This is a genomic window from Nonomuraea sp. NPDC050310 (assembly GCF_040655795.1).
Lineage (GTDB): Bacteria > Actinomycetota > Actinomycetes > Streptosporangiales > Streptosporangiaceae > Nonomuraea.
Window position 1 is genome coordinate 1 of the sequence record NZ_JBFAKP010000007.1, and the last position, 17,582, is coordinate 17,582.

A 17,582-nucleotide genomic window follows, 5' to 3' on the forward strand; every position below is an offset into this window, starting at 1 on the left:
GCGAGCTGCTCGCGCGCGCCGACCGGCCCACGGCGATCTTCGCCGGGGCCGACATCGCGGCGCTCGGCGTGCTGCGCGCCGCCGACGAGGCCGGTCTGTCGGTGCCGGAGGACCTGTCGGTCGCCGGTTACGACAACATCGGCATCGCCTCGCTCAAGCGCATCTCGCTCACCAGCGTCGACCAGGACGGGCAGGTCATCGGGGCGACCGCCGCGCGCCTGCTCGTCGAGCGCATCGAGGGGCGCACCCGGTCGGTGACCTCGTCGGTGTCGCCGACGCTGATCGTCCGCGGGACCACGGGACCGCCCCGCCCCTGAGACCGGCCGCGCGCATCGGGGGACTGCCGCGGGCCTTGGATTAAAACGATTCGATGGAAGGACCCCCACGTGCGACGACTAGCTCTGCTCGCCCTTCTGCTCCCGCTGGCCGCGCCCGCGCAACCGGCCGCCGCCCAGACCGTGACCTCCGCCGGGAACACGGCCGCGACCTGCCCGGTCCGGGTCGATCCGGCCGCGTTCGCCTCCGAGGCCCGCCTCGGCGCCCTGGCCGAGCAGCAGGAGACCTTCGGCCCCCGGCCGACCGGCTCCGCCGCGCACACCGGCTACGTCGACTGGCTGGAGGACGAGCTGGCCGCGATCCCCGGCCTGCAGTTCTCCTCGCTGCCCTACGAGATCGACCGCTGGGACAACCTCGCCACCGGCCTGACCGTCGGCGGTACGGCGGTGCAGGTCGCCGCCCCGGTGCCGTTCTCCGCCTCCACCGGCCCCGGCGGCGTCACCGCGCCGCTCGTGCACGTGCCCGCGGGCACCGCGATCACCGCGGCCAACGCCGCCGGGAAGATCGTCGTGCGTGACCTGCCCTGGACCAACGTGCCGAACCTGCTCTTCTATCCGCCCACCCTCGGCTACTCGATGTACGACCCGGGCCTGACCATCAACCTGCTCGGCTCGGAGTCGATGGAGGCCCCGGCCGCCGCCGACACCGACCTCAAGGCCGCCGCCGCGGCGGGCGCGCTCGGCGTGATCGAGGTCAGCCAGCTCCCGCACGCCCAGATCCAGGGCATGTACGCGCCCTACGAGGGCCTGCCGTACGGCGTGCCGGGCGCCTACGTCGGCGCCGACCAGGGCAAGCAGATCAAGGGCGCGCTGGCCGCCGGACAGCCGGTCCAGGCCGCGCTGACCGTGAACGCCGCCTGGACGCCGACCACCACCCGCACCCTGCTCGCCACGCTGCCCGGCGGGAGCGCCCAGAAGATCGTCGTGGAGAGCCACACCGACGGCATGAGCCCGGTCTGGGACAACGGCCCGCTCACCATGATCGAGATGGCCCGGTACCTGTCGTCGCTGCCGGTGGCCTGCCGCCCGCGCACCGTCCAGTTCGCCTTCGTGACCGGCCACCTCTACCAGCACCTCACCGGCCCGGACGTGCGCGAGGGCGGCGCCGGCCAGCTCGCCGCCCAGCTCGACGCCGAGTACGACCAGGGCGGCGTCTCCTCCGTCGTGGTGCTGGAGCACCTCGGCGCCCGCCGCTACGACGCGGTCGCCCGGCCCAACGGGCTGCCGGGCAAGCAGCTCGTCGCCAGCTCCAGCCTCACCGAGCTGCTGCTGGTCCCGGTCAGCGAGAGCACGCCGCTGCGCGAGCTGGTCAAGGGCCACATCCAGTACTGGGACGTGCGCCGCACCGCGATCCTCAAGGGCCTGTCGGCGGCCGACCTGGCCACCGTGCCGCGGCACTGCTCCTTCGGCGGCGAGGGCACGCCGTACAACCAGCACCTGCTGCCGGTCATCGCGCCCATCGCCGCGCCCAAGACGCTCTTCTCGCCGCAGTTCGGCGCCGAGGCGATCGACCTGGCCGCGATGCGCAAGGCGTCGCTCGCCTTCACCGACGTCGTGCTCGACCTCGGGCCGATGGCCCAGTCGGCCGTCGCGGGGGATGTGACCTCCATGCGCCAGATGCGCGCCTCCGGCACGCCGGGGTGCGCGTGAGCATCGACCGGAAGGCGCTCGTGCGCCGGCACACCGTCGTCGACGCCGGCCGGCCGCTGACCGTCGGCAACGGGGAGTTCGCCTTCACCGCCGACGCGACCGGGCTGCAGACCTTCGCGCCGCTGGGCACGCAGGCGCAGTGGGGCTGGCACACGATGCCCAACCCCAAGGGCCACGAGCCGGCCGACGCGTGCACCGACTACGACGGCGTGCCGTACCCGGACCTGTACCCGGCCACCGAGGCGGGCGGGTGGCTGCACGTCAACCCGCACCGGCTGCACCTGGGCCGGATCGGCCTCGACGTGCCGGAGGGCGCCGCGCTGGGCCGCTCGGCGCAGACCCTCGACCTGTGGACCGGCCTGCTGTCCAGCTCCTTCGAGCTGGACGGCCTGCCGTACGAGGTGGAGACGGTCTGCCACCCGGAGCGGGACCTGCTGGCCGTCCGGGTCAGCGGCGCCGCGGGCATCAGGATCGCCTTCCCCTACGCCAGCGACGGCTGGCACACCACCGCTGACTGGGACCGGCCGGAGCGGCACACCACCACGCACACGGTGTCCGGCTCGCGCTGCGACTTCACCCGCGTCCTGGACGCGGACCGCTACCACGTGGCCGCCGAGTGGGCGGGAGCGGCGCGGCTCAGCGCGCCCGGCGGCCACGTCTACCTGCTGCGCGGCCAGGACCTGGAGCTCGTCGTCGGGTTCGCCCGCGAGCCGGTCGGCGCGCTGCCGTCCTTCACCCAGGTCCGTACGGCTGCCGCCGCCCACTGGGACCGGTTCTGGAGCGAGGGCGGCGCGGTGAGCTTCGAGGGCAGCACCGACCCGCGGGCCCCCGAGCTCGAACGCCGGGTGGTGCTGTCGCAGTACCTCACCGCGGTCAACTGCGCCGGCTCCACCCCGCCGCAGGAGACCGGGCTGGTGGTCAACTCCTGGAGCGGCAAGTTCCACCTGGAGATGCACTGGTGGCACGCCGCCCACTTCGTCCTGTGGGGCCGGCCGGAGCTGCTGGAGCGCAGCCTGCCGTGGTACCGCTCGATCCTGCCGCAGGCCAGGGAGACGGCCGCCCGGCAGGGCTTTCGCGGCGCGCGCTGGCCCAAGCAGGTGGGGCCGGAGGGCCGGGAGAGCCCGAGCGAGATCGGCGCCTTCATCGTCTGGCAGCAGCCGCACCTGATCTACTTCGCCGAGCTGCTGCGCCGGGCCCGGCCGGAGGCGCTGGCCGACTACCAGGACCTGGTGTTCGAGACGGCCGAGTTCATGGCCTCCTTCGCCGCCGGCGGGCATCTCGGGCCGCCGCTGGTCCCGGCGCAGGAGTCCTACTACGAGTCCAGGCGGACGGTGCGTGATCCCACCTTCGAGCTGGCCTACTGGTGGTGGGGGCTGGAGACCGCCCAGCGCTGGCGCGGCCTGCTCGGCCTCGACCCGGAGCCGGAGTGGGCGCGGGTCATGGACGGCCTGGCCCGGCCGCTGGTGCGCGACGGCGTGTACACGGCCATCGGCGTCGAGCCGTACACGATCAGGACCGACCATCCCTCGATGGTCGGGGCGCTCGGGTTCGTGCCGCCCACGCCGCTGATCGACCCCGAGATCATGCGGGCCACCCTGCACGACGTGCTGGCCGCCTGGGACCTGGAGAGCACCTGGGGCTGGGACTACCCGCTGCTGGCGCTGTGCGCGGCCCGGCTCGGCGAGCCGGAGACCGCCGTGGACGCGCTGCTGCTGGAGACGCCCAAGAACACCTACCTGCCGGACGGCCACAACCAGCAGTGGCCCGGGCTGCTGCCGCTCTACCTGCCGGGCAACGGCGGCCTGCTCGCCGCCGTGGCCCACCTGGCGGCTACCCGGTGCTTCCCGGCGGGCTGGCGGGTCCAGGCGGAAGGGGTGGCCGCGATGCCGTGAGCAGGGTGACCGCGTACCGGTAGAGGTCGGCGGCGGCCGAGACCAGGCCGGCGGCGCGCCCCGCGCGCACCTCCGCGGCGATGAACTCGGTGCTCCCGTAGACGATCAGGCGGGGCACCGAGGCGGCCAGCGGCGGCAGCGAGGGGTCCTCCAGCCTGGCCCGCGCGCCCAGCGCGGCGAGCATGTCGAGGAAGGGCCGGTAGGCGGCGTCGCGCTGCCCGACCGCCCGCTCGCCGGCCCTCGGCAGCTCCACGAAGTAGGCCTGCGCGTACTCCGGCCGCTCCTGCCACCACCGCAGGTAGGCGTGCAGGCCGAGCCAGAGCCCCTCGCGCCAGTCCTCGCCCGCCTCGGCCGCGGCGGTGTAGATCGTGTCGACCATCTCGGGCAGGTCGCGCTCGCAGACCGCGAGGAAGCACGCCTCCTTGTCGGCGAACTGGGCGTAGAAGGCGTTGCGCGAGACCCGCGCGGCGGCGATCACGTCCGGCACGCTCGTGGCGGCGTACCCGCGCCTGGCGACGAGCCTCAGCATGGCCTCCACGAGGCGGTCGCGCTGGGAGGTTCGGACCGTGTCGGGAGACAGCCCGTGCCGTCCCCGGGGGAGTGGCTGCGCTCCCGGAACTTCCTTCTGGTCATGTCTTGACATCGCTGGTCGATCGTACTTCCCTTCCTTAGGAGACGTTCACGTCTCCAAATAGCTTACGAAGGTGACCATGCAGAACATCACCCGCCGGCAGGCGTTGCGCGCCGGCGCCCTCGGCCTCGCCTCGGCCGGATTCCTGTCGCTGACCACCACCGAGGCGCACGCCGCCTCGGCGATCGAGACGGTCTACAAGGCCCCCGGCCCGTGGCCGGTCGCCACCGGCACCTCGGGCGGCCACCGGCTGTACCACCCCGCGACCCTCGGCTCGGGCGGCGTCACCCACCCGATCGTCACCTGGGGCAACGGCTCCTGGGCCACCCCCGACAACTACCCCGGCCTGCTCACCCACCTGGCCTCCTGGGGCTTCGCGGTGATCGCCTCCACCGACACCACCACGGGCACCGGCGCGGAGATCCTCGCCGCCGCCCAGCACCTCGTCGCCCTGAACGGCGATCCCGCCAGCGCCTTCCACGGCAAGCTCGACACCGCCCAGGTCGCCGCGGTCGGCCACTCCCAGGGCGCGGGCGGATCCATCAACGCGGCCAACGACTCCGCCGGGCTGATCAGGACCGTCGTGCCGATCGCCACGCCCGCGGCCTGGATGGCCAGTCCCGGGGACGAGTTCTCCGTCGCCGACCTGACCGTCCCGGTGCTCTTCCTCAGCGGCGCCAACGACTGGCTGATCTCCTCCGCGGCCACCCTGCAGGGCTACTACGACCAGGCCACCGCCGGCGCGGGCAAGGCCCTGCTCAAGGGCGCCGGCCACAACGACGTCCAGAACAGCGGCGGCGCCTTCCTCGGCTACGTGACCGCCTGGCTGCGCTACCGCCTCATGGCCGACGCCCAGGCCCGCGCCGCCTTCGCCGGCCCCGCCCCCGAACTCCCCACCAACACCGCCTGGCAGAACCAGGCCCTCAAGAACCTCACCTAGGAGAACCACCATGGCGGAACTGACGCGGCGTGGGCTGTTAGCGGCGGGCGCGCTCACCCTGCTCGCCGGGTGCGGCGACGACCAGCCCCGGCAGCAGGTCGCCGCCGGCAAGCCGCAGGGCGAGGTCAATGTCTGGCTGCACGGCTCGCAGGAGACCGGCGAGCAGTTCCAGGCGCTCGTGCACGACTACATCGCCGAGTTCCGGGTGGACGTGCGGCTGCTTTACCTGCCCGTGGGCCAGCTCGACGCCAAGCTGCTCACCGCCTTCACCGGCGGCACGCCGCCCGACGTGTTCAAGATCGGCCACTGGAGCTTCCCGGCGCACGCCAAGAAGAACCGGCTGGCGCCGATCGACACCAAGGCGCTCCCCCTCCAGGCCTACGAGCCGGGCACGACCACCCCGCTCACCTACCAGGACGTGCCCTACGGCGTGCCCATCGACTTCAACCCCTGCCTGCTCTACTACCGCAAGGACCGGTTCGAGCAGGCCGGGCTCGACCCCGACCGGCCCCCGGCGACCTGGGAGGAGGTCGCCGACTACAGCGCCAGGCTCACCTCCGCCGACCGCAGGCGCGTCGGCCTGCAGTGGCTCTACGGCGACCCGCAGTGGGCGCTCATGATGCTCACCGCGCTGATCAAGGGCAAGGGCGGCGAACTCGGCGGCAACCCGGCGCTCGTCGAGGCCCTGACCTACATGAAGGGCCTCGGCAACCCGAAGCTGTCCAACCCGCTGGGCGCGCTCGGCCTGTTCTACTCCGGCGAGGCCGCCATGGTCGTCAGCGGCGCCTTCCTCGGCCCCGCGCTGGAGAAGCTCGGCAAGAACACACTCACCTTCGGCAAGCAGTACGGCGTGGCCCCCATGCCCGCCTGGGACGGCGGCCGGTCCGTCGTGCCCGCCTACACCTGGGGCTGGGGCGTGGCCAAGGACTCGCCCAACCAGTACACCGCCTGGCACCTGGTCAACTACCTCCAGGGCGCCCGGTCGGTGGCGGCCAACCTCGACAACGGCATCATCATCCCCACCAAGGGCTGGCGCGAGGCCGGGCCGCGCGGCAAGTCCGAGATCATGAAGCTCGTCGCCGACAGCCTCCCGCACGTCGACTTCGGCCCGATCATCCCCGGAACCGTCGAACTGGCGAAGGCCGCCGCCGGCGCCGTGGACTCCGTCGCGCACGGCAAGGCGACCCCGGCCGAGGCCGCGGCCACCTTCGACGCCGCGGTCCGGCAGATCCGGTGAACGCTCGCCCGCAGGCCACCGCCGGGGTCGCGCTGACCCTGCCGGTGGCCGTGTTCTTCGTGGTGTTCTGGCTCGTCCCGTTCCTGGCCGCCGTCTACCTCAGCTTCACCGACTACGAGATGGCCGGCACGCCCACCTGGATCGGCCTGGCCAACTACGAGCGCATGTTCGCCGACCCCGGCTTCCTCAACTCGGCCTGGATCACCGTCGTCTACACCGTCTGCACGGTCGTGCCCACGATCGTGCTGGCCCTGCTGGTGGCCGTGCCGCTGAGCAGGCCTGGCCGGCTCAACCGCTGGCTCCGGGCGCTCGTCATGATCCCCGCCGTGATGCCGCTCGCGGCCACGTCCATGGTCTGGGTGATCATCTACTCCGACGGCGGCCTGGCCAACACGCTGCTCGGCCTGGCGGGGATCGCGCCGCAGTCCTGGCTGACCAGCTCCGACCTGGCCATCTGGGCCCTGGTCGTGATGGTCGTGTGGAAGAGCCTCGGCCTGTTCGCGATCATCCTGACCGCCGGGCTGCAGGCGCTGCCCGGCGAGGTCTACGAGGCCGCCGCCCTCGACGGCTCCGGCCCGGTGACCACCTTCACCCGCATCACCCTGCCGCTGCTGCGCCGGACCCTGCTGTTCGTGCTGGTCATCTCGGTGGCCGGCTCGATGCAGGCGTTCGTGCCCGCCTTCCTGCTCACCGGCGGCGGGCCCGCCGACGCCACCCAGGTGCTGCCGTACTACATCTGGGCCAACGCCTTCCCCTACGAGCACATGGGCTACGCCGCCGCGATGGGCATGGTGCTGCTCGCCGCCATGGTGATCGTCTCGGCGCTGCAGTTCGGGTTCCTGAAGGGAGACGACGAATGACCGTGCTGCGGAGCGCCTGGCTGATCGTCGCGGTCGGGTTCATGCTGCTGCCCGTCTACGTCATGGTCGTCGTCGCCTCGGCGCCCGACGACACCGACCTGAGCGGGCTGGTCTTCAACGGCTTCCACCTGCCGGAGAACCTCAGGACGCTGTTCGGCGAGGGCAACCTGCCCACCTACCTGCGCAACAGCCTCATCCTGTGCCTCGGCACCGGCCTGCTGGACGTGATCTTCTCCGCCGCCGCCGGCTACGCGATGGCCCACCTCGCCTTCCCCGGCCGCCGCGTCCTGTTCGCGCTGGTGGTCGGCACGCTCGCGCTCACCCCGATGGTCCTGGTCATCCCGGTCTTCCTCATCGTCAAGGAACTCGGCTGGGTCAACACCTTCCAGGGCATGATCGTGCCCGGCATGATCAGCGCGTTCGGCGTCTTCCTGGTGCGGCAGTTCGCCCTCGGCATCCCCAAGGAGCTGCTGCTGGCCGCGCGGGTGGACGGCGCGGGGGAGTTCCGCATCTTCGCGCGCATCGCCGTCCCGCTGCTGAAGCCGGCGCTGATCACCCTGTTCCTGGTGCACTTCCTGGCCCAGTGGGACAACCTGCTGTGGCCGCTCATCGTGGCCAACGACCAGGAGCTGTGGCCGTTGCCGGTCGGGCTGGCCAACTTCCAGAGCGAGGTCGGCCTCACCTACCACCTGACCACCACCGCGGCACTGGTCACGGCGGTGCCACCGTTCATCCTGATGGTGGCGCTGCAGCGCTACTACGTGGCCGGGCTCACCTTCGGAGGGCTGAAGCGATGAGAGCCATGATGATGGACTGGATCGAGACGGTGGTCTCGCGAGGCATCCGGCGTCCCGGCTACCCGGCCGACGACTGGACCGCCGCGTGGGCCGCCGAGCGCTTCACCGAGTTCGGTCTCCAGGACGTACGGCTGGCGCCGGTCGAGCTGCCGGCGTGGCGGCCGGTGACGGCGTCGCTGGAGGTGCGCCTCGACGCCGACCCGGCCCGGGCGGTCCGGGTGGCGGCGTTCGCCCTGCCGTACAGCCGGCCGAAGGCGGTCGTGACCGCGCCGGTCACCCGCGAGGTGGTGCCGGGGGCGATCGTGGTGCCCGAGTACGCCTTCACCGAACTGCCGCAGTTCTACGTCCGCGACCTGGCCAAGGCCGTGCACGACCCGGAGGGCGTCTTCGACGGGCTGGTCCAGACGCTGCCGTTCCAGCTCGACTACCTCGACGTCATCCAGGGCGCGATCGACGGCGGCGCGGCCGGCTTCGCCGGCGGGCTGACCGGGGTGCCATGGGAGACGCGCGACTACTACGTGCCCTACGACGCGGTGCACCGCGACCTGCCGGCCGTCTGGCTGTCCGGCGGCGACGCGCGGCGGGTGCTGGCCCTGGTGGACGAGGGGCCCTGCACCGGCACGCTCACCGTCGAGGCCGAGACCGGCCCGGCGCTCTCGCACAACGTGCTCGGCACGCTGCCCGGCGCCTCCGACCAGTGGGTGATCATCGGCTCGCACCACGACGCGCCCTGGGCCTCGGCGGTCGAGGACGCCACCGGGATCGCGCTGGTGCTGGCCGCCGCCCGGCACTGGGCGGGCGTGCCGCAGGAGGAACGGCCGCACAACCTGCTCTTCCTGCTCACCGCGGGCCACATGGCGCACGCCGCGGGCACCAGGGCCTTCATCGAGGAGCACCGCGACCTGCTCGGCGACGTCGTGCTCCAGCTCCACCTGGAGCACGCCGCCCGCCGGTGCGAGGTCGTGGACGGCCGGCTCGTGCCCACCGACGACCCCGAACCCGGCTGGTGGTTCACCTCGCCCGGCCTGGAGGACCTCGTGGCGCGGGCGCTCGTCGCCGAGGACCTGCGCCGCTCGTTCGTGCTGCCGCCCGACGTGTTCTCCCCGATGCCGCCCACCGACGGCGCCTTCTTCCATCCGGAAGGGGTGCCGCTGGTGCACTTCCTGTCGGCGCCCATGTACCTGTTCGACTCGGCCGACACCCTCGACAAGGTGCACGAGGCCGGCCTGGAGCCGCTCAGCCGGGCGGCCGTCCGCATCGTGGAAGGGACCGCCGGATGGCGCCGGAGCTGATCGTGCGCACCACCTCCGGGCTGGTGCGGGGCAAGGCCGAGGCGGGGGTGCTCGCCTTCCTCGGCGTGCCGTACGCCGCCCCGCCCTTCGGCGAGCACCGCTTCGCCGCGCCCGTCCCGGTCTCCTGGGACGGGGTACGGCCGGCCCTCACCCACGGCCCGGCCGCCCCGCAGGCGCCCGGCGAGGACATCGGGCTGTACGCGCCCGACGTCTTCGAGGCCGGGGAGGACTGCCTCAACCTCGACATCCGCACCCCCATGATCGGCCCGGCCGGGCTGCCGGTCCTGGTCTGGATCCACGGCGGCGCGTTCGCCATCGGCGGCAACGGCGCGGCCTGGCACCAGGGCCACCGCTTCGCCCGCGACGGCGTGGTCTGCGTCGCGATCAACTACCGGCTCGGCTTCGAGGGCTTCCTGGCCCTGGAGGACGCGCCGCTCAACCGGGGCGTGCTCGACTGGCTGGCCGCGCTCGCCTGGGTGCGCGACAACATCGCGGCCTTCGGCGGCGACCCCGGCAACGTGACGATCGCCGGGCAGTCGGCCGGCGGCGCGGCGGTCGCGACCCTGCTCAGCATGCCGCGCGCCGCCGGGCTCTTCCACCGGGCGGTCGTGATGAGCGGCTCGGCCACCCTGGCCGCCACCGAGCAGGAGGCCCGCGACCACGCCAAGGCGCTCGCCGCCCGGCTGGGGATCGACCCGACCCGGTCCGCCTTCGCCCGGCTGTCGCCCGCGGCGCTGGTCGCCGAGCAGCCGCCGCCGCTGTCCGGCGGTCCCGGCGGGCTGAGCGCGTCGGTGCCGATCAAGCCGGTCGTCGACGGCGACCTCGTCCCGGCCGTCCCGCTGGCCGCCCTGGGCTCGAGCGCGCACATCCCGCTCCTGGTCGGGTGCACCACCCAGGAGGCCGACGTGTTCGTCCGCCGCTTCGCCGCCGACGTGGACGCGGCCGGAGCCCAGGCGCTGCTCGACCACCTCGGCGTCCAGGTGGACGAGCCCGGCCTCACGCCCGCCGAACGCGTCGGCCGCGCCTTCACCGAGCACCTGTTCACCCGCGAGGCCCGCTGGATCCGCGAGGCCAGGCCCGCCTACGCTTATGAGTTCCGGTGGGAGTCGCCCGTCGAGAGCCCGGTCGGCGGCGGGCGCGTGGGCGCGGTGCACAACCTCGACCTGCCCTTCGTCTTCGACCTGCTCGACGCGCCCGGCGTCGGGCGCACCGCCGGGCCGGCCGCGCCGCAGGCCCTGGCCGACGCGATGCACGCCGCCTGGGTGCGCTTCGCCCGCACCGGCGACCCGGGCTGGCCACTCGATCATCTCTGGAGGTTCTGACATGGAGTCCTACTCGAGCGCGACCGCCTCGACCCCGCTGCTGGGCGAGACCATCGGCGCGAACTTCGAGCGGGCCGTGCGCCGCTTCGGCGAGCGCGAGGCGCTCGTGGACGTGCCCACCGGCCGCCGCTGGAGCTACGCCGAGCTCGACGCCGAGGTGAACCGGCTGGCCCTCGCGCTGCTGGCCACCGGCATCGCCAAGGGCGACCGGATCGGCATCTGGGCGCCCAACCGGGCCGAATGGGTGATCGTGCAGTACGCCACCGCGAAGATCGGCGCGATTCTGGTCAACGTCAACCCGGCCTACCGCGCCCACGAGCTCGACTACGTGGTCAAGCAGTCTGGCCTGCGCCTGCTGATCAGCGCGCTCACCCACAAGGGCAGCGACTACCGGGCCATGGTCGAGGAGATCGGCTTCGCCGACGTCGTCTACCTGGACGATCCGGGCTGGGACCGGTTGCTGGCCAGGACCGCCCCGGAGGAGCGGCTGCGCGAGCGGATGGCGTCGCTGAGCGCCGACGACCCGATCAACATCCAGTACACCTCCGGCACGACCGGCTTCCCCAAGGGCGCGACGCTCTCGCACCACAACATCCTCAACAACGGCTTCTTCGTGGGGGAGGGGCTCGGCTACACCGAGCACGACCGGGTCTGCCTGCCGGTGCCGTTCTACCACTGCTTCGGCATGGTGATGGGCAACCTCGGAGCCACCTCGCACGGCGCGTGCGTGGTCATCCCCGCGCCGGGCTTCGACCCTGCCGCCACGCTGCTGGCCGTACAGCAGGAAAGATGCACCTCCCTGTACGGCGTGCCGACCATGTTCATCGCCGAGCTCGCCCTGGCCGGGCAGTACGACCTGTCCAGCCTGCGCACCGGCATCATGGCGGGCTCGCCGTGCCCGGTCGAGGTGATGAAGCGCGTGGTCACCGAGATGAACATGGCCGAGGTCGCCATCTGCTACGGCATGACCGAGACCTCGCCCGTCTCGACCATGACCCGCTCCGACGACAGCCTGGAGCGCCGCACCGAGACCGTCGGGCGGGTCATGCCGCACGTCGAGGTCAAGATCGTGCACCCGGAGACCGGGCTGACCGTGCCGCGCGGCGAGCCCGGCGAGCTGTGCACCCGCGGCTACTCGGTGATGCTCGGCTACTGGGACGAGCCGGCCAAGACCGCCGAGGCCATCGACGCCGCCCGCTGGATGCACACCGGCGACCTGGCCACCATGGACGCCGACGGCTACGTCAACGTGGTCGGCCGGATCAAGGACATGGTCATCCGGGGCGGCGAGAACGTCTACCCGCGAGAGGTCGAGGAGTTCCTGCACCGCCACCCCGACATCGCCGACGTCCAGGTGGTCGGCGTGCCGGACGAGAAGTACGGCGAGGAGCTCATGGCCTGGATCGTCCTGCGCGAGGGCGCCGCGCCGCTGACCGCCGAGGCCGTGCGGGCGTTCTGCGCGGGCAAGCTCGCGCACTACAAGATCCCCCGCTACGTGCACGTCGTGGACGGGTTCCCGATGACGGTCACCGGCAAGATCCGCAAGGTCGAGATGCGCGAGGAGGGGGTGCGGCTGCTCGGCCTGTGACCCGGGGGAAGTTGCGGCCGGGGGTCTCGTTCGGACAAGCTCCTGCGCATGGTCTCGACAGTGCAGAACGTGGCGATCGACTGTGCCGACGCCTATGAGCTGGCCGGATTCTGGTGCGCGGCGACCGGCGGCACCCGCCATCCGGAGGACCGGCCCGGGGACGCGGAGACCGAGGTCACCCTCCCGAGCGGCCTGGTGCTCTACTTCAACCAGGTGCCGGAGCCGAAGGTGGTCAAGAACCGGGTGCACCTGTGCCTGCGCCCGGAGACCTCCCGCGACGCCGAGGTCGACCGGCTGCTCGGCCTGGGCGCCACCCTCGTCGCCGACCGGCGCGACCCGGACGGCACCGGCTGGGCCGTGCTCGCCGACCCGGAGGGGAACGAGTTCTGTGTCCTGCGCAGCGCCTCCGACCGGGCGGCGACCTCGGCCTGACCCGCCCAGCTCAGACGGTGCGGGCCATGCCGACCGACTTCGGGGCGGTGTGCCGGAAGCCGAACTTCTCGTAGAGGTACTGGGCGTCCCCGTCGGCGATCAGCGAGACGTACGCGCCGGCGGGGGCGCGGCGTTCGAGCTCCTCGACCAGGTTGCCCATGATCCGCTTGCCCAGGCCGCGTCCCTGGTGCTCCGGGGCGACGCAGATGTCGACGACCTGGAAGAAGCAGCCGCCGTCGCCGATGACCCGGCCCATGCCGACGGGCTCGTCGCCGTGGAAGAGCACGACGCAGTACCAGCTCTGGGGGAGGCCGAGCTCGGCGGCCTCGACGGATTTCGCGCTGAGCCCGGCGGTGGTGCGGAGGCGGATGTAGGTCTCGGGGGAGGGGAGGGTCGCGCGCAGGGTGTAAGGGTCAGCGGTGGCGTGCATGCCTTACATCCTAGGATGCTATTCGCCGAGGCCGTGGCGCAGGGTGTAGCCGGGGGTGGCGAAGCCGCCGCCCTGCAGCGGGTCGCCGGCGAAGTACTCCGCGACGCCGGGGATGCGGCCGGCGTAGGCCTCGGCGTCGTCGAGCGGGGTGTAGCCGAGCTGGTCGTCGAGCTCCCAGTAACGGCGGGTGTTGGCCGAGACCGCGTACGCGGCGGTGAAGGTGACGTCCGGCTTGCTCAGCGCGGCCCACACGAAGCCGGCGCAGTCCCGCGGGCTCAGCCAGGTGGCCAGGTGCCGCGGCTCGCTCGGCTCGGCTTCGAGGCTGCCGATGCGCAGGCACACCACCTCCAGGCCGAACTTGTCGGCGTACAGCCGGCCCAGCGCCTCCACGGCCACCTTGCTGACGCCGTACAGCCCGTCCGGGCGAGGCGGCTCCTGGGCCGTGACCGTCCGCGCCGCCGGGTAGCAGCCGGTCAGCCGGTTGCTGCTGGCCAGCACCACCCGCTTCACCCCGGTGCGCCGCGCCGCCTCCAGCACGTGCTGGGTGCCCAGCACGTTGCCGGTCAGGAGGTCGGCGAGCGGCGCCTCGTCCGGCACCCCGGCCAGGTGCACCACCGCGTCGACGCCTTCGACGATCGCCATCGCGTCGTCGATCCCGGTCACCTCGACCTGGCGGATTTCTTCCCCTGGGCCCTGGGCGGTGAGCGGGACCCGATCGACGGACAGGAGCCGGCCAACCCGCCGCCGCAGCGGCTCGCGCACCACGGACCCGACCTGCCCTGCGGCACCGGTGAGGACAACGCTCTCCACAGTCATGATCCTCAGTATCCCCGCGCCGTAGGGGAAAAGACTCAGAGAGCCGACATGTGCTCCATTAGGATCCCGATCTTATGAAACGGGGATATGTAGCTCCATTAGTCGTGATCGGTGCGCTGCTGGCGGGGTGCCAGGCGGCTCCCACGCCGAGCACCACCGCGCAGTCCAGCGCCGCCGCGACCACGCCCGCGCCCGCGACGGCCGTTGCGTCGGTCGAGCCGGATCGGGTCATCGTCGAGCGGAAGTTCACCCTCGAGGAGAGCGAGATCAAGGCGGAGGTGGTCCAGTTCCGGCGGCGTGACCGGTTCGTGCAGCTCAGCTTCCGCCTCACCGCCATCCACGGCAGCGGGGCGATCGGTTGGTCGGTGCACAACAACTTCTCCGCCGTCCCGAACGACCAGCCGACCATCGACGGCGTCTACCTCATCGACACCAAGAACGCCAAGAAGCACCTGACGGCCGTCGACAGCGAGGGCCGCTGCGTGTGCAGCTCCACCCGGGCCGTCTACCTCCGGACCGGCGACACCATCACCCTGTCGGCCACCTTCACCGCCCCGCCGCCGGACATCACCGCCATGACCGTGCACATCCCCCTGGTCGGGACCCTGTCCGATGTTCCGCTCAGCTAGCCTCGCCGCGGCGCTGCTGCTGGTGAGCCCGCCGACCCCCACGCCGGTCCCGGACTCCGGCGTGCGGCCGATCCAAGGGGCCGTCGTGGACATCACCGGCAAGGTGCTCGACATCGGCGACCGCATCTCCAACCTGGACGAGTCGCTGACCGACCAGAGCCGGGGCGGCGAGCGCAAGCTCACCTTCGCCGCCGACGTGCTGTTCGCCTTCGACCAGGCCAAGCTGACCGGCAAGGCCCGCTCCCGGCTCACCCAGGCGGCCGGCCTGCTCAAGGAGGCCGGGGTCGACCGGGCGCGCATCGACGGCTACACCGACGCGCACGGCTCCGACACCTACAACCTGGAGCTGTCCCGCCGCCGGGCGGAAGCCGTGCGCAAGGAGCTGGCGCGGCTGGTGCCCGGCGTCACCTTCGAGGTGGCCGGGCACGGCGAGGCCGATCCGGTGGCGCCCAATGCCCTGCCCGACGGCGGCGACAACCCGAAGGGACGGGCCAAGAACCGCCGCGTGGAGGTCACCTTCAGCCGCTGACCAGGCCCTCGACGCCTAGCCGAGCACCGGGTAGTTGGCGCGGAACACCCGGTGCGGGTCGCGGGCCCGCTTGATCTCCCGCAGCCGCGCCAGCGTGCTGCCGGAGAAGGCCGCCGCCGCCGTCTCGCCGGGGGACAGCACGGTGTACGGCTTGCGGCCGCTGATGTGGGCCGCCAGGTCGGCCACGACCTCGGCCTGCTTGGCGCGCGTCGCCTCGGCCGCGTGCGGCAGGCCGAGCCCGACCAGGCCGAGCAGGTACGGCTCGGCCACCGCCCCGGCGGCGCCCGCCCCGTCACCCGGCTCGGCGAGCGCCCCGCCCAGGTGCCTGATCTGCACATTGATGAGCGGCGCCACCGGCTTGGCCAGCAGGATCTCCACCGCGCCGGCGTCCAGGCCGGTGAGCAGCTCCGCCCGCGCGATGGGCGGGGCGGGCTGGGTGGGCTCGGCCGCGATGGCGCCCAGGTCGGCGACCGGCATGAGGCCGCGGTTGTCGGAGATCGCGTCCGCGATCCGGTCGAGGCGTGCCAGCAGCTCCTTCGCCTGCGCCTCCTCGCCCAGGTAGGCCAGGTCCAGGGTCACCATGGGCGGCGCGCCGGGCGGCTGGAGGCGGTTGATCCACACGCTGAGCTCGCGCGGCGCCTCAGCGGTGATCTCCAGGAAGGCGTCGTACACCTGCCCGGCCCGGTGCTCCGGCCAGATCACCCGCCCGCCGTACAGCGCGGGCGCGGGGTACAGGTCGAGTTCGAGGGCGGTCACCATCGCGAAGTCCCCGCCGCCGCCGCGCAGCGCCCAGAACAGGTCGGGGTCGGACTCGGCGGTCACCCGGCCCGGCTCGCCGTCGGCGTCCACGATGTCGATCGCCCGCACGCCGCTGGAGGCCAGGCCGTGCTTGCGGCTGAACCAGCCGACACCCCCGCCCAGGGTGTAGCCGGTCACGCTGATCCCCGGCGCGCTGCCGGCCAGGCCGGTCAGCCCGAACGGGCCGGCCGCCGCGAGCACCTGCCCCCACGTCGCGCCCGCGCCCACCCGGGCCACGCGCTCCTCCGGGCGCACTTCCACGTCGTTCAGCAGGCCGGTGCGCAGCAGGATCAGGCCTTCGACGTCTCCCGAGGCGCCGTGCCCGCTCGGCTGCGCGGTCACCGTCAGGCCCGCCCGCCGTGCGTGACGCACGAGCGCGGCCACGTCCTCGGCGTCGGCGGCCTCCACCACGGCTGCCACGGGCTGCCTGACGGTCAGGTTCCAGGCGATGGTGGCCTGGTCGAAGCCGTCGTCACCGGGCAGGATCACACGTCCCTTGAGGACGTCGGGCAAGTGGTTGAGCGTCATGGCGGTCTCCTTCAATGTCGCTAGCAGCGCTAGGTGCGCTAGCGACTCTAGCGGTGTCAGTGACACGACGTCTAGCGCTGCTAGAAATACTTCTCCGGAAGCTGGGCAGGATTCCGGCATGTCGTCACCTGAAGCGCTTGTGCGCATGCTCGGACACCTGGCCGGACGGGTCCGTTCCGGGCGGGCGCTGCACAACCGCGGCGTGCTGCTGTCGGCGACGCTCGTGGTCGCGGCGGCGCCCGGCCGTCCCCTGGGGCTGGAGGTGTTCGACCGGCCGGGCCGCACCGAGGTGGTCGTCCGGCTGTCCAAGGGGACCGGGCTGCCGGGGCGGCTGCCCGACGTGCTCGGGCTGGCCGTACGCCTGCCCGACACCGGCGGGCGGCACGTGGACCTGCTGCTGTCCACGTGCGGGGCCGTGGCGTGGCTGCCCTGGCCGCGGGCCGGCTTCACCGCCGGGCCCTACTCCAGCCTCGCCTCCTACCGGCACCGGTCGGGGCTGTTCCGGCTGCTGGCCGTACCGGATCACGGCCTGAGCGTGCCCGCCGACCCGGCGCTCCTGGAGCCTGCGCTGAAGCGGGGGCCGCTGGTCTTCCGCCTGTACGGCGTGCCGGGCCACGAGTTCGCCCGCCCGCTGGCCACGCTGGAGGTGCGCGACGTGCTCGCCGGCCCGGACGTCGCGTTCGACCCGGTCGTCAACAGCGCCCCCGCGATGCCACCCGCCGGAGTGCTCCAGCGCCTTCGCCGCGCGGCCTACGACGGCTCCCGCCGGGCGCGGCGAGCCCGCCTCGACTGAGCACGGATCCCAGGAGCTGAGACCGGCTGGGCGGCCGGGACGCCGGCATGTGATGATCGGGGCTTGACGGATCGGCACAGGTG

At 72.8% G+C, this 17,582-nt stretch carries 18 protein-coding genes; 14 read left to right on the top strand and 4 right to left on the bottom strand.

Translation table 11 applies throughout. The features are described from left to right. The 3 genes from AB0I67_RS18935 to AB0I67_RS18945 all read left to right on the top strand — a co-directional run. The coding region (locus AB0I67_RS18935; protein WP_357924889.1) for a substrate-binding domain-containing protein at nucleotides 1–317 on the top strand (317 nt) is incomplete at its 5' end. Nucleotides 318–386: 69 nt separating this feature from the next. Further along, a complete protein-coding gene (locus AB0I67_RS18940; RefSeq protein ID WP_357924892.1) occupies nucleotides 387–1,985 on the top strand; it encodes a hypothetical protein in 1,599 nt (532 codons plus the stop codon). Beyond that, nucleotides 1,982–3,877 (top strand): hypothetical protein, encoded by a 1,896-nt coding sequence (locus AB0I67_RS18945; protein WP_357924894.1) that lies wholly within the window; start codon nucleotides 1,982–1,984, stop codon nucleotides 3,875–3,877. Before AB0I67_RS18940 ends, AB0I67_RS18945 begins: the two co-directional genes overlap by 4 nt. On the opposite strand, the gene AB0I67_RS18950 is transcribed toward AB0I67_RS18945, so the two are convergent. Next, nucleotides 3,816–4,406, bottom strand: a complete 591-nt coding sequence (locus tag AB0I67_RS18950; protein WP_357924896.1) for a TetR/AcrR family transcriptional regulator — start codon at nucleotides 4,404–4,406, stop codon at nucleotides 3,816–3,818. The genes AB0I67_RS18945 and AB0I67_RS18950 overlap by 62 nt on opposite strands. A gap of 181 nt (nucleotides 4,407–4,587) precedes the next feature. Here AB0I67_RS18950 and AB0I67_RS18955 point away from each other — a divergent pair, with 181 nt between their 5' ends. Genes AB0I67_RS18955 through AB0I67_RS18990 form a run of 8 tightly spaced genes read left to right on the top strand, consistent with a single transcriptional unit; the run spans nucleotide 4,588 to nucleotide 12,976 of the window. After that, nucleotides 4,588–5,448 carry an alpha/beta hydrolase gene (locus AB0I67_RS18955; protein WP_357925634.1) on the top strand — a complete coding sequence of 287 codons (861 nt, stop codon included), beginning with the start codon at nucleotides 4,588–4,590 and terminating at the stop codon, nucleotides 5,446–5,448. A 10-nt stretch (nucleotides 5,449–5,458) separates the two neighbouring features. Next, nucleotides 5,459–6,685, top strand: a complete 1,227-nt coding sequence (locus AB0I67_RS18960; RefSeq protein ID WP_357924899.1) for an extracellular solute-binding protein — start codon at nucleotides 5,459–5,461, stop codon at nucleotides 6,683–6,685. Next, nucleotides 6,682–7,545: a sugar ABC transporter permease gene (locus AB0I67_RS18965; RefSeq protein ID WP_357924902.1), complete on the top strand. Its 864-nt coding sequence runs from the start codon at nucleotides 6,682–6,684 to the stop codon at nucleotides 7,543–7,545. The genes AB0I67_RS18960 and AB0I67_RS18965 overlap by 4 nt, the downstream gene beginning before the upstream one ends. Continuing rightward, on the top strand, nucleotides 7,542–8,342 hold the full coding sequence (locus AB0I67_RS18970) for a carbohydrate ABC transporter permease (protein WP_357924905.1): 801 nt from the start codon (nucleotides 7,542–7,544) through the stop codon (nucleotides 8,340–8,342). The genes AB0I67_RS18965 and AB0I67_RS18970 overlap by 4 nt, the downstream gene beginning before the upstream one ends. Continuing rightward, nucleotides 8,339–9,634: a M28 family peptidase gene (locus AB0I67_RS18975; RefSeq protein ID WP_357924907.1), complete on the top strand. Its 1,296-nt coding sequence runs from the start codon at nucleotides 8,339–8,341 to the stop codon at nucleotides 9,632–9,634. Before AB0I67_RS18970 ends, AB0I67_RS18975 begins: the two co-directional genes overlap by 4 nt. Next, the gene (locus AB0I67_RS18980) at nucleotides 9,619–10,956 is read left to right on the top strand and encodes a carboxylesterase family protein (RefSeq protein WP_357924909.1); all 1,338 of its coding nucleotides are present in this window, start codon (nucleotides 9,619–9,621) and stop codon (nucleotides 10,954–10,956) included. The genes AB0I67_RS18975 and AB0I67_RS18980 overlap by 16 nt, the downstream gene beginning before the upstream one ends. A gap of 1 nt (nucleotide 10,957) precedes the next feature. Continuing rightward, the gene (locus AB0I67_RS18985) at nucleotides 10,958–12,544 is read left to right on the top strand and encodes an AMP-binding protein (protein ID WP_357924912.1); all 1,587 of its coding nucleotides are present in this window, start codon (nucleotides 10,958–10,960) and stop codon (nucleotides 12,542–12,544) included. 48 nt (nucleotides 12,545–12,592) lie between these two features. Next, entirely contained in the window at nucleotides 12,593–12,976 is a 384-nt protein-coding gene (locus AB0I67_RS18990) for a VOC family protein (RefSeq protein ID WP_357924914.1), read from the top strand. A gap of 10 nt (nucleotides 12,977–12,986) precedes the next feature. On the opposite strand, the gene AB0I67_RS18995 is transcribed toward AB0I67_RS18990, so the two are convergent. Further along, nucleotides 12,987–13,406 (bottom strand): GNAT family N-acetyltransferase, encoded by a 420-nt coding sequence (locus tag AB0I67_RS18995; RefSeq protein WP_357924916.1) that lies wholly within the window; start codon nucleotides 13,404–13,406, stop codon nucleotides 12,987–12,989. A gap of 18 nt (nucleotides 13,407–13,424) precedes the next feature. Further along, nucleotides 13,425–14,222 carry an NAD(P)-dependent oxidoreductase gene (locus AB0I67_RS19000; protein ID WP_357924919.1) on the bottom strand — a complete coding sequence of 266 codons (798 nt, stop codon included), beginning with the start codon at nucleotides 14,220–14,222 and terminating at the stop codon, nucleotides 13,425–13,427. 104 nt (nucleotides 14,223–14,326) lie between these two features. Here AB0I67_RS19000 and AB0I67_RS19005 point away from each other — a divergent pair, with 104 nt between their 5' ends. Both AB0I67_RS19005 and AB0I67_RS19010 read left to right on the top strand, forming a co-directional pair. After that, a complete protein-coding gene (locus AB0I67_RS19005) occupies nucleotides 14,327–14,851 on the top strand; it encodes a hypothetical protein (protein WP_357924921.1) in 525 nt (174 codons plus the stop codon). After that, complete coding sequence (locus AB0I67_RS19010; RefSeq protein ID WP_357924923.1) at nucleotides 14,835–15,380, top strand: OmpA family protein; 546 nt, start codon at nucleotides 14,835–14,837, stop codon at nucleotides 15,378–15,380. The genes AB0I67_RS19005 and AB0I67_RS19010 overlap by 17 nt, the downstream gene beginning before the upstream one ends. Before the next feature lie 15 nt (nucleotides 15,381–15,395). Here AB0I67_RS19010 and AB0I67_RS19015 read toward each other — a convergent pair whose 3' ends face one another. Further along, nucleotides 15,396–16,706: an FAD-binding protein gene (locus AB0I67_RS19015; protein WP_357924926.1), complete on the bottom strand. Its 1,311-nt coding sequence runs from the start codon at nucleotides 16,704–16,706 to the stop codon at nucleotides 15,396–15,398. Between the two features lie 118 nt (nucleotides 16,707–16,824). Between AB0I67_RS19015 and AB0I67_RS19020 the strand changes: the two genes are divergently transcribed. After that, a complete protein-coding gene (locus tag AB0I67_RS19020; RefSeq protein WP_357924928.1) occupies nucleotides 16,825–17,499 on the top strand; it encodes a hypothetical protein in 675 nt (224 codons plus the stop codon). The last annotated feature ends 83 nt before the right edge of the window (nucleotides 17,500–17,582 follow it).